Annotated in this window: 17 protein-coding genes, 1 pseudogene and 1 other annotated feature; of the genes and pseudogenes, 3 read left to right on the top strand and 15 right to left on the bottom strand. The window is 44.0% G+C overall.

Annotated features, from left to right (window positions below; all coding sequences use genetic code 11):
- Positions 1-1,532: 1,532 nt before the first annotated feature.
- Positions 1,533-1,680 (bottom strand): annotated as a pseudogene (gene safA / locus ACIQYG_RS01620) (SafA/ExsA family spore coat assembly protein); the annotation flags it as partial.
- Between the two features lie 379 nt (positions 1,681-2,059).
- Between safA and ypfJ the strand changes: the two are divergent.
- Positions 2,060-2,905: a KPN_02809 family neutral zinc metallopeptidase gene (gene ypfJ / locus ACIQYG_RS01625; RefSeq protein ID WP_402835201.1), complete on the top strand. Its 846-nt coding sequence runs from the start codon at positions 2,060-2,062 to the stop codon at positions 2,903-2,905.
- A 393-nt stretch (positions 2,906-3,298) separates the two neighbouring features.
- Here ypfJ and nadA read toward each other — a convergent pair whose 3' ends face one another.
- The 3 genes from nadA to nadB are packed head-to-tail and all read right to left on the bottom strand — an operon-like array spanning position 3,299 to position 6,814.
- Positions 3,299-4,405, bottom strand: coding sequence for a quinolinate synthase NadA (nadA, locus tag ACIQYG_RS01630; protein WP_402835202.1), 1,107 nt, complete (start codon positions 4,403-4,405; stop codon positions 3,299-3,301).
- On the bottom strand, positions 4,402-5,253 hold the full coding sequence (nadC, locus tag ACIQYG_RS01635) for a carboxylating nicotinate-nucleotide diphosphorylase (RefSeq protein ID WP_402835203.1): 852 nt from the start codon (positions 5,251-5,253) through the stop codon (positions 4,402-4,404). The genes nadA and nadC overlap by 4 nt, the downstream gene beginning before the upstream one ends.
- Positions 5,234-6,814 (bottom strand): L-aspartate oxidase, encoded by a 1,581-nt coding sequence (nadB, locus tag ACIQYG_RS01640; protein ID WP_402835204.1) that lies wholly within the window; start codon positions 6,812-6,814, stop codon positions 5,234-5,236. Before nadB ends, nadC begins: the two co-directional genes overlap by 20 nt.
- A 103-nt stretch (positions 6,815-6,917) precedes the next feature.
- On the opposite strand from nadB, the gene ACIQYG_RS01645 reads away from it, so the two are divergent.
- Complete coding sequence (locus ACIQYG_RS01645; RefSeq protein ID WP_402835205.1) at positions 6,918-8,045, top strand: IscS subfamily cysteine desulfurase; 1,128 nt, start codon at positions 6,918-6,920, stop codon at positions 8,043-8,045.
- Between the two features lie 49 nt (positions 8,046-8,094).
- Positions 8,095-8,625, top strand: a complete 531-nt coding sequence (locus tag ACIQYG_RS01650; protein ID WP_101222780.1) for a transcription repressor NadR — start codon at positions 8,095-8,097, stop codon at positions 8,623-8,625.
- Positions 8,626-8,679: 54 nt separating this feature from the next.
- Here the strand turns inward: ACIQYG_RS01650 and ACIQYG_RS01655 are convergent, their stop codons facing one another.
- The 11 genes from ACIQYG_RS01655 to ACIQYG_RS01705 form a co-directional block, all read right to left on the bottom strand.
- Positions 8,680-9,378, bottom strand: a complete 699-nt coding sequence (locus tag ACIQYG_RS01655; protein ID WP_402835206.1) for a DUF6944 family repetitive protein — start codon at positions 9,376-9,378, stop codon at positions 8,680-8,682.
- 269 nt (positions 9,379-9,647) lie between these two features.
- A complete protein-coding gene (gene pheA / locus ACIQYG_RS01660) occupies positions 9,648-10,523 on the bottom strand; it encodes a prephenate dehydratase (RefSeq protein WP_402835207.1) in 876 nt (291 codons plus the stop codon).
- A 597-nt stretch (positions 10,524-11,120) separates the two neighbouring features.
- Positions 11,121-11,570: an ACT domain-containing protein gene (locus ACIQYG_RS01665; RefSeq protein ID WP_402835208.1), complete on the bottom strand. Its 450-nt coding sequence runs from the start codon at positions 11,568-11,570 to the stop codon at positions 11,121-11,123.
- Positions 11,571-11,610: 40 nt separating this feature from the next.
- Positions 11,611-12,900, bottom strand: coding sequence for a GTPase ObgE (obgE, locus tag ACIQYG_RS01670; protein ID WP_402835209.1), 1,290 nt, complete (start codon positions 12,898-12,900; stop codon positions 11,611-11,613).
- A gap of 48 nt (positions 12,901-12,948) precedes the next feature.
- Positions 12,949-13,488: a Spo0B domain-containing protein gene (locus ACIQYG_RS01675; RefSeq protein ID WP_402835210.1), complete on the bottom strand. Its 540-nt coding sequence runs from the start codon at positions 13,486-13,488 to the stop codon at positions 12,949-12,951.
- A 538-nt stretch (positions 13,489-14,026) separates the two neighbouring features.
- Entirely contained in the window at positions 14,027-14,317 is a 291-nt protein-coding gene (rpmA, locus tag ACIQYG_RS01680; RefSeq protein ID WP_048688955.1) for a 50S ribosomal protein L27, read from the bottom strand.
- A gap of 12 nt (positions 14,318-14,329) precedes the next feature.
- Positions 14,330-14,662 carry a ribosomal-processing cysteine protease Prp gene (locus ACIQYG_RS01685; protein WP_402835211.1) on the bottom strand — a complete coding sequence of 111 codons (333 nt, stop codon included), beginning with the start codon at positions 14,660-14,662 and terminating at the stop codon, positions 14,330-14,332.
- A 13-nt stretch (positions 14,663-14,675) separates the two neighbouring features.
- A complete protein-coding gene (rplU, locus tag ACIQYG_RS01690; protein ID WP_034308849.1) occupies positions 14,676-14,984 on the bottom strand; it encodes a 50S ribosomal protein L21 in 309 nt (102 codons plus the stop codon).
- A gap of 13 nt (positions 14,985-14,997) precedes the next feature.
- Positions 14,998-15,081, bottom strand: a sequence feature (ribosomal protein L21 leader region).
- A gap of 75 nt (positions 15,082-15,156) precedes the next feature.
- Positions 15,157-16,629 (bottom strand): Rne/Rng family ribonuclease, encoded by a 1,473-nt coding sequence (locus ACIQYG_RS01695; RefSeq protein WP_402835484.1) that lies wholly within the window; start codon positions 16,627-16,629, stop codon positions 15,157-15,159.
- A 42-nt stretch (positions 16,630-16,671) separates the two neighbouring features.
- Positions 16,672-17,538, bottom strand: coding sequence for a M50 family metallopeptidase (locus ACIQYG_RS01700; protein WP_402835212.1), 867 nt, complete (start codon positions 17,536-17,538; stop codon positions 16,672-16,674).
- Complete coding sequence (locus ACIQYG_RS01705; RefSeq protein ID WP_402835213.1) at positions 17,531-18,280, bottom strand: peptidoglycan DD-metalloendopeptidase family protein; 750 nt, start codon at positions 18,278-18,280, stop codon at positions 17,531-17,533. Before ACIQYG_RS01705 ends, ACIQYG_RS01700 begins: the two co-directional genes overlap by 8 nt.
- Positions 18,281-18,533: the final 253 nt, after the last annotated feature.

Here is an 18,533-nt window from a genome sequence, read left to right on the forward strand (position 1 = left end):
CATCATCATACCTGGCTGGCCTCCGTTTTGACCGCCCATCATCATACCTGGCTGGCCTCCGTTTTGGCCGCCCATCATCATACCTGGCTGGCCTCCATTTTGACCGCCCATCATCATACCTGGCTGACCTCCGTTTTGACCGCCCATCATCATACCTGGTTGGCCTCCGTTTTGGCCGCCCATCATCATACCTGGCTGGCCTCCGTTTTGACCGCCCATCATCATACCTGGCTGGCCTCCGTTTTGGCCGCCCATCATCATACCTGGCTGGCCTCCGTTTTGGCCGCCCATCATCATGAATCCTTCATCTTGTTGAGGCGATTCTACTGACTCATCATCAAATTGATATTGCATCTCCATTCCCATCTGGGACTCTTTAGGTGACATCCCTGGGACCTGTTGCTGTGATTGAACGGATTGATATTGGTGATAATCCGGATGGTGAAGTGCATTGGCATCCATCCCTTGGTTGCCCTGATACTGCCCCTTCACTTCCGGCCCATAAGTTCCAAGTAGCCCCTTATTACAACCGCAATCTTCCTCTTCCTCACCGGCAGTCTGGGAAAAATGCTGAGGGAAGTTTTGATTGTATGAAGGCGATTCGCCTGGTGACTCATAATCTTGTTGCATATATGAACCTGCTTGAGGTTGTTGATTCATCCCTCCATAATAATGGTGCGGAACCGGTGCGGAGGCTTGATATGGATAATATTGCTGGCTTGGTGCATACATGCTCGCCCCTTGGACAAATCCTTGATCCATCATTTGCATGTCAGGAGATTCTTCCCAAATATCAGAGCTCTCTTCCATCATTTGATAATCATGCATTTCCGGAGCTGCCTGATACCCTTGAACGCCTTGGTAAGGGGCTTGCATGCCTTGCATGTGCATATGCGCCCACGGTGGCGGTTGAATGCAATAACCGCTTCCAGGCAGGATAGGCGTTACTGGAATACAATCATCCTCCGGCTCATCATGAGCTGGCTGTACAGCTGGCTTTTTCTTCTTCTTTTTAGTGACTGCAGGCTCTTCTTTTTTCTTTGGTAATGGTGGTGGTGCAGGAGGCTTTTGCACACTCATATTGGTCATGTTGACCATATAATAATTATTGACATCGATTTCCGGAATTACCGGCATCGGCACCGGCATTTCTTTTGGAACGACTTTTTGCTTTTCTTTAATGATAGGCTTTGGCTGAACGATCTGCTGCTCTTTTTTTGGTTGTTGAACGATTGGCTGCTCTTTTACAGGCTGTTGAAATTTTGGCTGTTCTTTTACTGGTTGTTGAAATTTTGGCTGTTCTTTTACCGGCTGTTGAAATTTTGGCTGTTCTTTTACCGGCTGTTGAAATTTTGGCTGTTCTTTTACCGGCTGTTGAAATTTCGGCTGTTCTTTTACTGCCGGTTTTTGCATAATTTGCTGCTCTTTCATAGGTGCTGGCTGAGCCTGATATGGTTGAATTTGGGATTCTTTCATTCCCTGCTGAATATTCACGTTCGGTTTACCCGTTTCTTTTATTACAGCTCCGGATGTCCCTGGTATTTTAATTTTCATTCCGGGCATCATCATGTCCGGGTTGCTCAATTGCGCGTTAACTTTTTTAAGTTCTTCAAAACTTACGCCGTATTTTTTGGCGAGTTTCCAAAGTGTATCGCCTTTTTGGACTATATGAATTTTCACGCTGTTAACCCCTCCTGTGCATATGTCCATATATTCTATGAAGCAGTGGGTGAAATGCTATTATTTTTATCATGAAAACTTATGCGTGAAAAATGACTTTTATGATTGGATCAATGATTTAGGGACATGGAAGCTACTTTTTTGGAGAAGAAATAAATGATATGACTTCTTCAAAAAGGAAATTCAATTCCATTATTAGATATTGGCCCCATGCATTCATTCCAAGAAAAGGAAGCAATGGTTTTTTAGTTAGGAAGCCATCATGGTCTGAAACGCTTCTTTCAAGCTTCTGTCTAAACTGAAGGAAATCCGGGTATAAGAAAGTAAATGCCTAAGGCTTTATTCAGGTACTTATCTTACATTCCTGGGGGGAATCATAATGAAATGGAAAGGTAGACAGGCCAGCTCGAACGTCGAGGACAAAAGAGGCATGACCGGAAAAAGCATGGCCGGAATCGGCGGAGGGGTCGGATTGGCAATTGTCTTGATCGTGACGCTCCTTGGCGGTAATCCAAGTGATTTGCTAGGCAGCTTGAATTCTACTGAATCGAACAATGGCAGCTCTTATGTCGAAACTGATGAAGAAAAGGAACTTGCGCAGTTCGTATCTGTCGTCCTTGCAGAAACGGAGCAGGTCTGGACAGAAGAATTCCGTAAAAACGGACTGGAATATAAGGAACCTAAGCTTGTCCTTTATTCAGGTAGTGTCGAATCGGCATGCGGGATGGCAGCTTCTTCGGTAGGGCCATTTTATTGTCCTGGTGACATGAAACTATATATTGATCTCAGCTTTTATCAAGAGTTGAAGCAAGAATTCCAGGCACCCGGGGATTTCGCCATGGCTTATGTCATTGCCCACGAAGTAGGACATCATGTTCAAACACTTTTAGGGACAACGGAAAAGGAAATGCCAGATCGGTCAAAGGTCGGCGAAACTGAATATAATAGGTATTCTGTCCGTCTTGAATTACAGGCCGATTATTTGGCTGAAGTTTGGGCGCATCATGCCCAAGGAGAGAATTTGCTTGAAGAAGGCGATCTTGAGGAAGCCTTGAATGCAGCAAGTGGTGTGGGAGATGACCGTATCCAAAAAAAGGCACAGGGTTACGTGGTTCCAGACAGCTTCACGCACGGTACATCCGAACAGAGAAAACGGTGGTTCAATAAAGGATTTAAATCCGGTGATATAAATGAAGGCAATACATTTAAAACGAATAGCCTATAAAGGTTCTTAAAACAGTAAAATTTGAACGTTGATTGGAACGTAGGGCACTCGCATTTCCGCAGGAGTCTCGTACCTTCCGTTCCTATCAACTGCAATCTTTGACATGAAAAACTGCAAGTAAACTCGCTTTTCTTCGAATTTGTCTTCAGTAAAAGGGGGACAAGCTCCCCAAAACCCTAAATAAACAACGTTCCCGCTGATTTTAGCTATATAAAACAGAAAAAATACATGAGGATAACTACGTCTGGTTTTTAAAATCAAGGAAATAATCCCCGTGATAAATCGTGAAAAGGGATTCGGGATAAGACCATTTCAAACCCCATTAGGTCGACTAACTGGGTGTCTTACCCCTTTTTTCTTATGATCCAAAATCTTTTTTTGGAAAGCACTAACTCAAACGCGTTCCAGCATTCTGTTTAAAGCCAGGATGGCATTATCCGCAATGCTCTTCTCCACTTTTATCGGATTGATGATTATACCTTCCTCAATGGATTCAAGCGCCCACAGCAGATGAGGCAGATCAATCCGGTTCATTGTAAGGCATGGACACATATTCGGATTTAGCGAGATGATGTTCTTGTCAGGATTATTGGCGATAAGTCGCTTGACAAGGTTCATTTCCGTGCCGATTGCCCAGGAACTACCTGGTTCTGCTCTTTCGATCATATTTATGATGTACGATGTCGAACCCGCATAATCTGACAGGGCGACTACCTCACGGCGGCATTCGGGATGAACGATGATATTCATTTCAGGCTGCTCCGCTCTAAGCGTTTCAATATTCGCCGTAGTGAAATTTTCATGGACTGAACAATGTCCTTTCCAAAGAAGTACCTTCAGATCTTCCAGTTCCCCTTCATAGATCAATTCATCCTTATGCGGATCCCAAACAGCCATTTCATTCAATGGGATTCCAAGGTCAAAGGCTGTGTTCCTCCCAAGATGCTGATCGGGAAGAAAAAGGATTCTTTCTTTTTGCGAGAGGGCCCACGAGACCATCCCTTGTGCATTGGAAGAAGTCACCGTCGCCCCGCCATTTTTTCCTACAAAAGCTTTGATGGCCGCAGTGGAATTAACATAAGTCAGCGGAAGGATCGTATCACCAAATAAATCCTGAAGCTTTGACCACGCCCGTTCCGTTTGTTCAATATCCGCCATATCCGCCATGGAGCAGCCTGCACGCATGTCAGGAAGGATAACCGTCTGCCCTTCTTCCGTCAAAATATCTGCTGTTTCAGCCATGAAATGCACGCCGCAAAACACGATATAATCCGCTTCGCGATTTTGCGCGGAAAGCTGAGCCAATTGAAGTGAATCCCCCGTTGAATCCGAAAATTGAATGACTTCCTCCCGTTGATAATGATGGCCGGGGATATAAAGACGGTTCCCCAGTCGTTTCTTGATGTCATGGACCCGACTCTCCATCTCTTCCTTTGTCATCGTTTTATACTTTTCAGGCAAAGTATTTCCTGCTGTTTTAGCCATCTCCAATATGTTCATTTCAATATCCCCTCACGTTCTTTGACCTTTGCGCTAATATCAAGTGCCCTGACACTGTGCGTCAAGCTGCCCAACGAAATATAATCCACTCCTGTTTCCCGATATGAGGCTAGATTGTCTAAATGGATCCCTCCAGAAGCTTCAGTTATGATGTGGGCGGGAACCAATTTAATCAGTTGCTTGATTTCTTCGGGGCTCCGGTTATCGAACATGATGATATCTGCACCGGCTTCCACTGCTTCAAGCACCTGTTGTGGTGATTCCGTTTCCACTTCCACTTTAGTGGTATGTCCCAGTTTGGATTTTACCGTTTGAACCGCTTTCGTTATCGACCCAGCGAAAGAAATATGGTTGTCCTTTATCATGACTGCATCATACAGACCATTTCGGTGATTGTATGCCCCGCCGGAACGGACGGCATATTTTTCAAGCATCCGCAGTCCTGGTGTAGTTTTCCTCGTATCACAAGCTCTCGTCTTCGTCCCCGCTAAAATCATGGCAGCTTTATGAGCCTGTGTGGCAATGCCGGACATACGCTGCACTAAATTCAAAACAACACGTTCCCCTTTTAAAAGAGAGGCCATATCACCGGTCATTTTTGCAAGCTGCTGTCCTTCTTCAAAAACTTCGCCTTCTTGAACAAAAACGAAAACTTCGATTTGCTCATCCAACAATGCAAATCCCGTCTTGATGACGTCCCCTCCACTAAAGACCCCGCCTTCTTTTGCGATGAATGTCAAAGTTCCTTGTTCACCTTGATCAAAAATCGTATCACTCGTTACATCGCATTCACCTATATCTTCCATTAAAAATTGTTGCAGCATCTGCTTAAGCTTCAATATATTCATATAGTCGTCTCCCTTGTCGGTTTTTCACATCCGTGCAAGCAAGGATAACCGAATTTTCAAGCCATTGGGTGTCATCTTCACTTGGATAGTCACTGCGGAAATGACCGCCCCTGCTTTCCGTCCTGGTCAATGCGGATTCGGCAATCAGCCACGCCACGATTATGGCATTGATTTTCGTTATCTCTTGTTTCGATAATGCCGTTACTTCCATTTGCAGCAATTTTTCGATATTAAAAGTCTCAAGATAATCCTTCAGTCGAGTTAAACCCGCTTCATTTCGAACGATTCCCGCTTCTTTCATTAATTTTTCCTGCAATGTCGTGAAATCAGGTAAAAAGGAAATTTGGCTGGAACTCTTGGACTGGTCTTTTTCTTCCGGTATTGACCTTGCCGGCAATTTAGCAAGGAAACGTCCTAGCGTATTTCCAAAAACCAGTCCTTCGAGAAGGGAGTTGCTTGCCAAACGGTTTGCACCATGTACACCCGTGCATGCCACTTCACCAACTGCATACAAAGAAGGTACTGAGGTCTGCCCCGATTCATCCACTTCAATCCCTCCCATTAGAAAATGGTTTCCAGGTGCAACCGGGATTTTCCCCAATTGAAGGTCCAGTCCGCTTTTTTCACATAATGAGGTCACTGTCGGAAAACGATTTTTAAAATCCTTAATCATCGAAATATCCAAAAATACCTTTTCACCGCGCTGTATATAAGAAAAAATCGTCTGTGCCACAATATGCCTTGGAGCTAGATCCTTCAAGCTATGGACATCCTCCATGATTGGCTTTCCCATTTCCGTCACTAATCTCGCACCATCCCCGCGAACCGCTTCTGATACCAGACCTTGAGCTTTGCCATTTACAAAAAGCAGGGTCGGATGGAACTGTATGAATTCCATGTCACGAACTTTTGCACCGGCCTTGAATGCAAGTGCGATTCCATCACCTGAAACCGTTTGTGAATTTGAAGTGAAATGGTATAGGGAACCACAGCCGCCTGTTGCCAAAACCGTCTGTTCAGCATGATAGGTTACGAGTTCCCCTGCCTTATCAAGTGTTTTGACACCTATGCAAGAATCATCTTTCCCGATGATCAACTCCACTGCAGTAACATTCTCCATCACAGTAATCGATGATTTTTTCAAGCACCCTATAAGATGTTCCATGATGTACTTTCCGGTAGCATCCCCGTGACTATGGAGGATTCTTCGTTCACTGTGGGCGCCCTCCATGCCAAGCAATAGAGTTCCGTCATGATCATGGTCAAATCGCATACCCGATTCTATAAGTTCAGCTATAACCGAAGGTGCCTCTTCGACGAGTTTTTCCACTGCCTTCACTTTGTTATATCTCTGACCGGCCGTCAGCGTATCTTTTTTATGTAGAGATACTCTGTCACGATCAGATATTGCAGCAGCAATCCCGCCCTGAGCTAAATATGAATTACCATGACGGATATTTGATTTTGTGATGAGTATCACATGCTTATGTTCACTTGCTTCCAATGCCGTTTTCAAGGCAGCAATCCCGCTGCCTATCACGATGATTTCCGCTTTTACCATTATTTCATTCCTCCTGTTTATGACAGGTGTCTTGACAACTATATTTACATATTATTAAACTATTATCAAGAGTTTTTTAAGATTAAAGGATGGAAGTGATTTCTTGATTTATTTGGATTATGCCGCTACAACCCCGATTGATGAGGAGGCTCTCGACGTATTCAGTCAAGCCTCCCGGAAGTTTTTCGGGAATGCGAGCAGTTTGCATGATATTGGCTCTGAAGCGGCACGTTTATTGGATATGTCACGGCAGCAACTCGCAGAAATGCTGAACATAAAAAAGGAAGGAATCATCTTTACGAGCGGCGGATCAGAAAGCAACATGCTTGCGATAGATACATTCATCGCTTCGAAACCATCCTGGCAGAACCACTTGATTGTAAGCAAAACTGAACATGCATCTCTTGCCAATTGCGTGGCGAAGCTTGAACAAGATGGCTTCGAGGTTACCTATTTACGGCATTTGGAAGATGGCCGTGTTGATATTGAACATCTGCAGGAAAGCATGTCGGAGAAAACATGCTTAGTCATTGTGCAACATGTGAATTCGGAAATCGGGGTCATTCAACCGATTGAGCAAATAAGTGAAATCGTTCGAAAAAAACAGGCTTTTTTTCATGTGGATTGTGTTCAATCATTTGCTAAATTACCGCTTGGCAAGATAGCCGCCTCATGTGATGGACTATCCGTTTCCAGTCATAAAGTTTATGGTCCAAAAGGGACTGGGGCCGTCATTTTCCCGGCCATCCATCAGTTGAAGGCTTCTGTACCCAATATCACTCATGAATATGGTTTCCGACCAGGAACAGTGGACGTCCCTGGAATAGCTTCCTTCGTAACCGCTGCTAAGAAATTGGGCGATATCATGGAAGATGAACGAAAACGGATTTCCGCACTTAGGATGCAATTGATTCAACGGCTGACGGAAAGGAAAATCAATTTTCAAATCATCGAAGCAAAAAACGAGCAATTGCCTCACATTCTGGCTCTGACTTTCGCTGGATTGCAAGGACAGTACATCATGCTGGAATTGAACCAGAAAGGATTCGCCGTTTCGACGGGAAGCGCTTGTCAAATCGGCAAACAGGATCCTTCAAAAACGATGATGGCCATTGGAAAAAGCGAAGATGAAGCCCATCAATTCGTCCGCTTTTCCTTTGGCAAAAACACGACGGCCGACGACATTCACAAGTTGGCGGACTGCATCGAAGGAATAGTTGCCATTCGATAAAACCCTCCAATCTATGTTAGAATGTTTGTAATTAAAGAGGTGAATGTTTATGGAAAGAAAGAAATTACTTGGGGAAGAAAGACGGACGAAACTCTTACATTTATTGCAAACAAGCGCAGAGCCTGTAACAGGCAGCGAGCTTTCGCAGATAACGAATGTAAGCCGGCAGGTTATCGTTGGTGACATAACCCTTCTGAAAGCGCGGAATGAACCTATCATTGCCACAAGCCAAGGCTATCTTTACTTACAAACGGGGAGCACGCAAAAGCCGGAAAGGATCATTGCTTGCCAACACGATCCTTCCCGGACCCAAGAAGAACTATATTTACTAGTGGATATCGGCATCACGGTGAAAGATGTCAAAATCGAGCACCCCGTATACGGTGACCTGACCGCTTCCATCATGGTCAGCAGCCGTAAAGAGGTCCAGCAATTCCTTTCAAGGGTGACGGCAACGAATGCATCGTTTTTATCGGAACTAACGAGCGGCATTCATCTCCATACACTGAGCGCATCATCCGAAGAACTGCTCGACGAAGCGGAGTGTGCTTTGAGGGATGCCGGCATTTTAGTCGATTGAATGAACGAAAAATCCTCAAAAGCCAACTCTTTTGAGGATTTTTTTTATTGGCCCTCATGCTGACTCATCATTGGAATTGCTTTCATTCGAGCTGCCATCCCCGGAGTCTTCATCTTCGTTACTTCTCAACTGCCCAATAAGACTAATGACGGAACCGACCGCCTGTATCCAGCCTCCCATCATTTGGATTAGCTCAGCATCAGATTGCTTCTCTTCCAAATAAGGATATTGATATTTTTGCAGTTCCCGCTCCTTATCTTGTTCTTCTTGTTCTTGATCCTTTTCTTGGTCTTTTTCTAGAAGGCTATTTTTAAGTTCGGCAATTCCACCTATCGCTTGCATCGAATTCCCAATCGCCTGCAACAAATTCCCCGTAGCATTGAAGGCCTGCTCCGGTTCATCCGGATTTTCGTATGCCCCCGCCAAAGCGGTTCCACCTCCCAATGCTTGAATCAGATTGCCTTTGATGATTAATTCCTGTTTCGTTATTTCATCAAAATCAATGACTAAGCCTAAGATAACAGTCGAATTCCCGATCGCCTGTATTATATTGCCGAATTTATCCAGAGACCAGGTTTCTTCCGCGTCCGCCAATAAGGCATTTCCTGTTGCTTGAAGTTCATTTCCAATCAAATCCAAGTTCTTACGAAATTCTTCGTCCAAGACATTGGATGGTGTACCAGCAACAGCTGAAATAACGGTTCCTATCACTTGAGTCCAAGAACCGAAAGTTTCTTTGAATTGACTATCCATCTCTGCTGACCACCACCCTCTCTCTGCATTTTTGATTAAAAAGCTGCATCCACTGAATCAGTTTTCATCCAAAATCATTCTGCCTATTTCTATATTTCATAAAATGACAGCCAACCATTTTAGGAACTTGTACTTAATGGAAATACAAACCTTAACGAAAACTCACAAAAAAAAATGCCCCGGGAAAACTTCCGGGGCACCTTCGTATTCATTGGATAAAACTCAGCCGATGTTGTACCTTATCATTTTTGATAAAATTTCTCAAATGATTATCGTTGCGGTACACCAGTTTGTACTTTAAAGCATGAATAGCTTCCCATGATCGAAACCGTACATCCTAAGGCCTCGAGCTCAGAGATTGCTCCTGGGATGAGGACATCGTCAAGGGACATTTCTATGTCGATGATGAAAAAGTAATTGCCTAATCCTGTTTTCATGGGTCTTGATTCAATCTTGGAAAGGTTAAGTTTCCTCCAGGAAAACGCGGAAAGCACTTGGTGCAGCTGCCCTGAGTGGTCGGCAGGCAGCTGAATCATCAAGGTCGTTTTCTTATCCCCTTCAACGGTCAAATGCCCTTCATAGTCGACTTCACTGTTGGATACGACGATAAACTTGGTATGATTATGCTCGTAATCGTGAATATTATGTTTTGCAATCGTCAAACCGTACACCTCTGCAGCCATATCATTTGCAATTGCAGCAATATTGATATCGGGATTCTCCATCACCATCTTCGCAGCGGCTGCTGTGGATGTGACATACTCATACGGAATGCCCCTTAGCTCATTATGTAGAAATTTGCGGCATTGAGCGATGGCATGGGAATGCGAATAAACCATGTCAGGTTTGAAACCAGGATATGCATGATCCGGATGCACCATATAATGCTGTTGGATTGGAATCGTGACTTCGCCTTTCATCGGCAATGTGACTTCATGGACTAAGTAATCCATCGTTATATTTACCGAACCCTCCAAAGCATTCTCGATCGGCACGAGCGCGTGATTCACTTCCCCGTCCCGAACGGCATCGAGGCAATCCGGAATCGTGTTCATCGGTATTTTTATATCATTAGGAAATAGTCGCGATACAGCTAAATCCGTGAACGTTGCTTTTGGTCCAAGAAATGCAATTTTTGATGTCATATTATAAACTCCTTTTCACGGAAAATCTATTGTTTATGTTATGCCATTTTCTGATTTTTTACAATAGTTAATCGGTAATTTCCTCTTACAAATGAAAACAGCCTGAAGACAAACCCGATAATAAATGAGTTTGTCTTCAGGCTGTTTTAGGTTTTTAAACTTTGACCGTTGATTTCCGCTCCAGGCACTCGCATTCCGCGGGCTCCCTTGGACGCACTTTTCCCGCAGGAGTCTCGTACCTTACGTTCCAATCAACTTTATCTATTCAGCGAGATCAACTTGAAATGATTACTAGGACCCGTTGGTCTTTAGGTTACGGTTTCCATGATAAGTGCCTGACTTCTCAATGTTCGGCAAAGTGACCTCTGTTTGAACAGATTTTCTATCGTATCTTAATGATAGCTTCCGGATTATTTCGCGGTGCCACTATCGTCCCCAACACCAATCCATTACGGTCTGCGCCAGAAGAAACGAACAGGCAAACTGTTTTGTTCGTTCACCTTTCACATTGCAGCCACTCTCAGGATCAATTAGACCAATTCGAAACCTTTTGTCTATAGACTGACAGCCTGTACATGTGAAATGTACAGGCTGTTTTCATGCGCCGTTACCAATGATTTCGACTTTTTCGACGAACTCCATTTTACGCAGTTTAGTAAGCAAATCATCAATATCCATCGTCATCCCACCCGTATTCAGGGATAGGGTGACATTTGCACGTCCCTGTAAAGGAATCGTTTGGTGGATGGTCATGATGTTGCAACCGGATGAGGCGACGAGCCGTAAGAGCTCCGATAGAGTACCAGAACGATCTTCGAGATAGAAGAACAGTGTAATCAGCTTTTCCTTAACAACTGTATGAAACGGAAAAACCGTGTCACGGTATTTGTAAAAAGCACTCCTGCTTAGGTCCACTCGCTGTACCGCTTCCCAAACTGATTCTGCTTTTCCTCGTTCAATCATTTCTTTTGCTTCCAGTGTTTTTTTCATCGCTTCGGGAAGGACATCCTCTCGAACGAGGAAAAATTTCTGATCGGCCTTATTCAAACTCCGCACGCCTCCTTATGCCTGCCATCATGGTTTACAATCAATCAACAAATTCAAATTCATATTCAAGGATACGGACGATATCGCCATTTGTCGCACCTTTTTGGCGAAGGCCTTCGTCGACTCCGAATGAACGAAGCTGTCTCGCGAAACGACGTACGGACTCTTCACGGGTGAAGTCAGTCATTTTGAATAGACGCTCGATCTTGAATCCTGATACGGCAAAGCTGCCATCGGATTCGCGTTCAATGTTAAATTCATCAGACTGTGATGTATGTTTATATAGAACCCGATGGATTCCAGTATTCTCTTCTTCATGATCAAGAGGGAACTCAGGCGTTTCTTCGATTTTATCAGCAATTGCATAAAGAAGCTCACGGATCCCTTCACGCGTCACGGCAGAAATCGGGAAGACCGGATAGTCTTCTTCCAGCTTTTCTTTGAATGCAGCTAAGTTATCTGCTGAGTCCGGCATATCCATTTTACTTGCAACAATGATTTGCGGACGTTCAGTCAAGCGCAGGTTATACTCTTCCAATTCTTTATTGATTGTTTGGTAGTCTTCATAAGGGTCCCGACCTTCGAGACCAGACATATCGATTACATGAATGATTACCCTCGTTCTTTCAATATGGCGCAGGAATTGATGTCCAAGTCCCACTCCTTCTGAAGCACCTTCGATCAGACCAGGTAAATCGGCCATGACGAAGCTTCGGTGATCTTCCGTTTCCACCATTCCGAGGTTCGGTACGATCGTCGTAAAATGATATTCGGCAATTTTAGGTCTTGCTGCGGATACGACGGATAGCAAAGTGGATTTCCCTACACTTGGGAAACCAACCAAACCGACATCAGCCAACAGTTTCAATTCCATGATGATATCGCGTTCTTGGCCTGGTTCGCCATTCTCCGCGATTTCAGGTGCAGGATTGGCAGGCGTGGCAAAACGGGAATTTCCCCGGCCTCCGCGGCCACCTTTGGCGATAATGGCGCGTTGCCCGTGCTCAACTAAATCAGCAATGACTTCCTTTGTTTTATCATCAATGACAACGGTGCCAGGTGGAACCTTGATGACCATATCCTTTGCAGCAGCACCATGCATGTTTTTGGACATGCCATGCTCTCCGCGAGGTGCCTTAAAGTGACGTTGATAACGGAAATCCATTAATGTACGCAAGCCCTCTTCCACTTCAAACACGACATTGGCCCCATTACCGCCATCTCCGCCAGCAGGCCCGCCTTTAGGTATGAATTTCTCACGACGATAAGCAACTATCCCGTTACCACCGTCTCCGCCTTTTACATAGACTTTCGTTTGATCGACAAACATGCTATCACTTCCTTGTTTTCTGCAAGTCAATTCTTGCTGTATACTTCTCTAAAAGTTAATATCCATCTTAAAAAATATTTCATCCTCATTACATTCAAGAATTTCAATTGATTGCTCGGCCGTTAATGAACTTTCCAAAAACTCGATCACTAGGGATTGATCAATGAACCTGCCTTGCATATGAAATGTACAGTGCATATCGCTCACTTCTTTTTTACACATAGAAACAGCCAGTATATTTTCAAAAAACGGATCCAGGTTTTTATCCAGAATTTTGAAGAAATCGTTAGTCCAGCGATACATCAGCCCGTCCATCTCGGTTGAGCCTTCAAAAACATCAATGATTTCATATTCGCAATAAAATGATCCATTATTCCAATTCGACGTCAACAACATCTCGGTGAACTTAGGTAAATTCAAACTGGAGAGTCGTGCTTCATTCTGGGTTTCAACAATGATTTCATCAATGATGCCCTTGACACGATCAATTCTGTTCAACTCCAGATTCCCTTTGATGATTTGAATTTTATTCAGCCAGTCATGCCTGGTTTGACGCAGAGTTTCAATAGTCGTCCAATTTTTATCCATTATTAACACCTTCAATTATGATAAAGAAACTTTTTTCAGCTCTATCATGTTGAATACTTCCATTTGTACAGTATATCAAAAAAACAACAAACAGGAAATGAAGCTCGATTCACATGCCTTCACATGAAAGCCCCCGTCCAAAAAATACAGCCGCACACCCTGAGTTCTTTGGACGATGGTAGAGCCATTTGAACTAAAAAAGAGAATGGGCCTTATTTATGCACCAATTGGAGATATTATAGTTGAATTGGAGTGTCTATTTGGTTTAACCAAATCGGATGGATGAGTAATCTCGGATTTCCCCCCTGAAAGTATAAGAAAGCCCGCCTATTGGCGAGCCTTTTGTAAGTCAGAGGTTGTTTTCCCTATACTAATGACTAAAGTCTCCTGCAAAATGCTGGTTCGTTCCTATAGTATAAATAAAGGGCCGGACCCCTTCATCACTATATAGCATACCATTATTAAAAATGACGCGGTATATAGTGTCTTGTAGAAGGAATCAGACCCTTTTGAGTCAGCCTCTGTTCAAAGATGCCAATTATGCTTCTTGTGCAACTGGATATACGCTTACTTTTTTACGGTCACGTCCGAAACGTTCGAATTTAACAACACCGTCTACTTTAGCGTATAGAGTATCGTCTCCACCACGGCCTACGTTCTCACCAGGATAGATTTTTGTTCCGCGTTGACGGTAAAGGATAGAACCACCAGATACGAATTGACCATCTGCACGTTTAGCGCCAAGACGCTTGGAGATTGAGTCACGTCCGTTCTTTGTAGAACCTACTCCTTTTTTCGAAGCGAAGAACTGAAGATCTAATCTTAACATTTGTTCCACCTCCTATTGGTTGAGGATAATTTTCATGTATTTACCATAATCACGTTCGATGGTTTGCAGCGATATGAGCATTCCGTTTAAAAGCAGCTGAACCTTCTCTTCCGATTCCGGCGAAAGATTCCCCGGAATGACGCAGCGAAGATAGCCGCCTTCTCTCCCTTGCTCAATCTCAGGCTCTACGTCCGTTAAGGACAAGATTGCATTGACTGCCCCGAAGGAAACAGCCGATACACCTGCACAAACGATATCAGAACCTTTTTTAGCAAAATTAGCATGTCCGCTTAAGGTGAACGAAGCAATCCGTTCCTGCGGAGCATCAAATACAACTTTGATCATCTAGAATCAGCCCTTACGCGTTGATTGCTTCGATAACAACTTTAGTGTATGGTTGACGATGACCTTGTTTTTTACGATTGTTTTTCTTCGCTTTGTATTTGAAAACAGTGATTTTCTTTTGCTTACCTTGTTTTTCGACAGTACCTGTTACAGTAGCGCCTTCAACTAGTGGAGCACCGACCTTCACGTCTTCGCCACCTACGAATAAAACTTTGTCAAATGTAACAGTTTCGCCTGCTTCTGCGTTTAATTTTTCAATGTAAACCGCTTCGCCAGCTGCTACTTTAATTTGTTTACCGCCAGTTTCGATAATTGCGTACATACTTGCACCTCCTTAAATGTCTCAGACTCGCCAATCACAGGCGTTTTACCGGAAAGGCAAAAGCTTAGGACCTGATGTTGAGCGGTTGTAGCACGGGTGCTACAAACATAACATTAAAATCCTAACATGAAACAGGAAAGGCTGTCAATATATTTATAAGAATTCCCTCTCTTCACTGAAAAGCCCGCCCGATTTCCTGAATGCTTCCGAATCGCTTGATGGAATAGGCATTCGTCGAACCTGGGATTAAAGACAGGAATATCTTTTTAGCGATCAATTCCTCCAATGTCGGCCGATATGTTTCCTTTTCACCAAGCAGCACTTCCGCCACCGCTTTACTGACCTCCACCCAGACCGCTTCATCATCCGTCTTCCTGTGTTCCAGCAGTTCACGTTCCAACCGGAAGGCCACCGTTTCCGGGCTCTCGATTTTACCGCTTCCACTGCACACAGGGCAAGGCACCGTCGTCATTTCACTTAAAGATGGGGAGGTTCGCTTTCTCGTCATTTGTAAAATGCCCAGTTCCGTAAAGCCGATGACCTGGATCCGCTTCTCATCCCTCACCGCTTCCTTTTTAACGATTTCAATGATTTCCTGCTCATGCCGTGAGCTATCCATATTGATGAAATCTATCAAGATGATTCCGCTGATATTCCTCAATCTCAGTTGACGTGCTACCTCTTTCGCCGCAGCCTGATTAACCGCAAACAAGGTTGCTTCCTTCGCCACCTTGCCGGTGAACTTACCTGAATTGACATCGATTACGGTGAAAGCTTCCGTTTCTTCAAAAATTAAATATCCGCCATTCTCAAGCCAAACGATTTTCTTGGCTATTTTCTCAACTTGCGCTTCCACATTCCATTCGGAAAAAATATTCTTCGGACCAGGTATATGGGATATTTCCCACTCCTTACGGTTTTCCTGTATCCACTTTTTCAACTCCCGATAAGCTTCGAAATCATCGATGGCAAGTTCCCCGGTCGCCGTTCCCGACATTTCGGAAATGATCATTTCAAGGTATGCGTCCCTCTCATAGAGAAGGGACGGGGCCTTGAGGGACGAAGCCTTGACTTCAAGCCCTTTATGAAGCTCCCGCAATCCAGTTAACCTGTCAAGGAATACCGATTCACTTTCGTTCTCCATCGAAGTGCGGACAATCAATCCCTCATCAGGATTTTTATGTTGCAAAGCCGTTTCCCGCCACTGCTTCTGAAGATCATCGTTTTTGAATTTCTTTGAAACACCAACATAATCTATTCCATGTATGTATACGAGGGAATCTGTTGAAAACTCGATCAACCCAGTCAATTTAGCCCCTTTTGTGCCCGTTTCATCCCGAGTCACCTGAACAAGCAGCTTTTCTCCCTGACGGACAAATTGACTGATGGATGCATTCCCATCACTTTTTTTTGTAAGCTGGAAAGAGGGAATCTCGTCACGGTGTAAAAAACCATTCTTCTCTGCACCATAATCAATGAAGACGGCATCCATTCCCGGTAACACCTTCGTCACTTTCCCAAGATAAATATTACCGACCGTACTGCGCTTTTGAGGCGGCATGATTTCAAGTTTACGTAAAACACCATTCTCAAGTACGGCCACTCTTTTTTCGCGTGAAGCTAGGTTCGCGATCATTTTTTTCATCAAAAAAAATCCTCTCCTCAATTTGAAGAAAGGATAACATATTTAATAAGAATATAATAGGTCGCCGATTTTCCCGTTTGTCATTTTCTCTGAAAAATAGGCGTGAAGAATTTCCGTTTCATCCAACGAGCCGCTCTCTTTCCCGTTTTTCATGATGATGACGGGGTGTTTACAACCGCGTTGAAACAGTTCCAGCACTTTATAAATCGGTTCTTGTGAATCCACCGATATCGGCTTAAGTTTCGCCAAATCATTCGTATGCCCGTAATGGCGCTGTAAAAGAAAGCGGATGAACGCATAATACCTCTGCCGCCATTCCATGACGAGTGAGAGACATATGAAAAAGGTGATGAGCCAGATGTTCAAATTGAGCGGATCCAGAATGATCCAGGTCAAAAAAGCCAGGACAGCGAATACTGCAGAAAAGTGAAGTGTATGCTTCTGCGCTTCCAAAAATGTGCAGTATAGGGATACACCGATGAATAACAGCCGTCCCCCGTCCAAGGGCCAAATTGGCAGCAGATTAAAAACCAGCAGCATAAGATTCATATACAAAAAGGGCTGATACAGCTCATAGGGGATAATAGTAAAGAAATAGAGCAAAAAAGCTGCACCAATGAGCCAAACATGTTGAAGCGGACCGGCAAGCACCACCGCCAAATCCTCCTTCAAACTCTTATTTCCGTACTCCTCAGTCTCGACAGCCCCGCCAAAAGGAAGCAGCTGGATTGACTTTATCCGCCATTTGAAGTGCTGGGCACAGACAGCATGCCCCATTTCATGAATGAAGACGATGAGCAGCAGCATCATCATTTCAACGAAATGGGCAGTGAGGATGGCGATGCCAATGACAAACCACAATGTCGGGTGCACCCTGATTTTAAACAGTAATTTCCCATATTCACTCAAATGAAATCACCTTTTTAGGATCGACGAAAGCATCATTTTCTTTTATCGCTAAATAAAATCTGCCCTTGGATCCATCTTCACTTAGTGTAACCTGTCCGACTTCATTGCCCTTTTTAACGAACTCATACAATTTCACATCAATTCCCTCCAGCTGCCCATACCAAGATTCACTTTTATTGGCATGCTGAATGACGACAGTCTTTCCGATCCCCTCCTTTTCACCGGCAAAAATGACTACCCCTTCATTGACCGCCTCGACCTTTGAGCCTTTGCTCGTTTCCAATATGATTCCCTCACCGTTCGTCTCGAAGGTTTGGGTAATCCTTGCAGAGGCTGGCATTGCATATTCTTCATTCGAATCAACAGTTTCCGTATCGGCATCATTCGGTAAAAAAGCGATTGGTTTACCAAACGCACTTTCATACCAGTTGGAGATTGAAGCGAACTGAAATTCCCTGTTCATGTTCTCCGTGACAAAACTTCTGGCAGGGTCGAGCCGCACAGAAGGGTGTTTGAACATCACCGCGACAATCAGGAACAGGCATACACTGGCAAGGATTTTAAAGAAAAAATATTCTTTCTTGAAGAGCGGATGATCTTTCTCGGAATACCCGTTATATGAATCAATCCCATATGGTTCCTCATTGTTGATCTCCGTCCAACTGCTGCTTCCTGCCGGCTTATCATTAAACTTGCGTCTCTTGGCGATACGATTTCGGATATCTTTCCTGCGATCATCCATTCCAGATTCCCCCCCTGCTCATGTCAAAGCGCTATATTACAACGTATGAGCAACTTGTCCAGACTATGACGGAGAAAAGATTTTCTTTCTGCACATCCTGAAAAAATTTTTCCCAATGAAAATCATCCGGAAACTTATGAATTTCCAAGGAAATCCGGGTATCGATTCAGAAACTCGAATAATTGAGATTGATATTGTTCCCCTGAATTTGTTATAATAAAGTGGTTTTAACATTATTGAGGGGGAACATTTT

This window comes from Peribacillus sp. NPDC096622 (genome assembly GCF_044762665.1).
GTDB lineage: Bacteria > Bacillota > Bacilli > Bacillales > DSM-1321 > Peribacillus > Peribacillus frigoritolerans_B.

What these genes read in the sequence shown, in the direction of transcription:
- ACIQYG_RS01650 (WP_101222780.1), top strand. Translation starts at nt 8,095, where the DNA reads ATGGAAAGAAAGAAATTACTTGGGGAAGAAAGACGGACGAAACTCTTA.
- pheA (WP_402835207.1), bottom strand. Translation starts at nt 10,523, where the DNA reads ATGACATCAAAAATTGCATTTCTTGGACCAAAAGCAACGTTCACGGAT.
- ACIQYG_RS01695 (WP_402835484.1), bottom strand. Translation starts at nt 16,629, where the DNA reads ATGAAAAAAATGATCGCGAACCTAGCTTCACGCGAAAAAAGAGTGGCC.
- rpmA (WP_048688955.1), bottom strand. Translation starts at nt 14,317, where the DNA reads ATGTTAAGATTAGATCTTCAGTTCTTCGCTTCGAAAAAAGGAGTAGGT.
- obgE (WP_402835209.1), bottom strand. Translation starts at nt 12,900, where the DNA reads ATGTTTGTCGATCAAACGAAAGTCTATGTAAAAGGCGGAGACGGTGGT.
- ACIQYG_RS01655 (WP_402835206.1), bottom strand. Translation starts at nt 9,378, where the DNA reads ATGGATAGTCAATTCAAAGAAACTTTCGGTTCTTGGACTCAAGTGATA.
- nadC (WP_402835203.1), bottom strand. Translation starts at nt 5,253, where the DNA reads ATGAATATATTGAAGCTTAAGCAGATGCTGCAACAATTTTTAATGGAA.
- nadB (WP_402835204.1), bottom strand. Translation starts at nt 6,814, where the DNA reads ATGGTAAAAGCGGAAATCATCGTGATAGGCAGCGGGATTGCTGCCTTG.
- nadA (WP_402835202.1), bottom strand. Translation starts at nt 4,405, where the DNA reads ATGAACATATTGGAGATGGCTAAAACAGCAGGAAATACTTTGCCTGAA.
- ypfJ (WP_402835201.1), top strand. Translation starts at nt 2,060, where the DNA reads ATGAAATGGAAAGGTAGACAGGCCAGCTCGAACGTCGAGGACAAAAGA.
- ACIQYG_RS01675 (WP_402835210.1), bottom strand. Translation starts at nt 13,488, where the DNA reads ATGGATAAAAATTGGACGACTATTGAAACTCTGCGTCAAACCAGGCAT.
- ACIQYG_RS01705 (WP_402835213.1), bottom strand. Translation starts at nt 18,280, where the DNA reads ATGGATGATCGCAGGAAAGATATCCGAAATCGTATCGCCAAGAGACGC.
- rplU (WP_034308849.1), bottom strand. Translation starts at nt 14,984, where the DNA reads ATGTACGCAATTATCGAAACTGGCGGTAAACAAATTAAAGTAGCAGCT.
- ACIQYG_RS01685 (WP_402835211.1), bottom strand. Translation starts at nt 14,662, where the DNA reads ATGATCAAAGTTGTATTTGATGCTCCGCAGGAACGGATTGCTTCGTTC.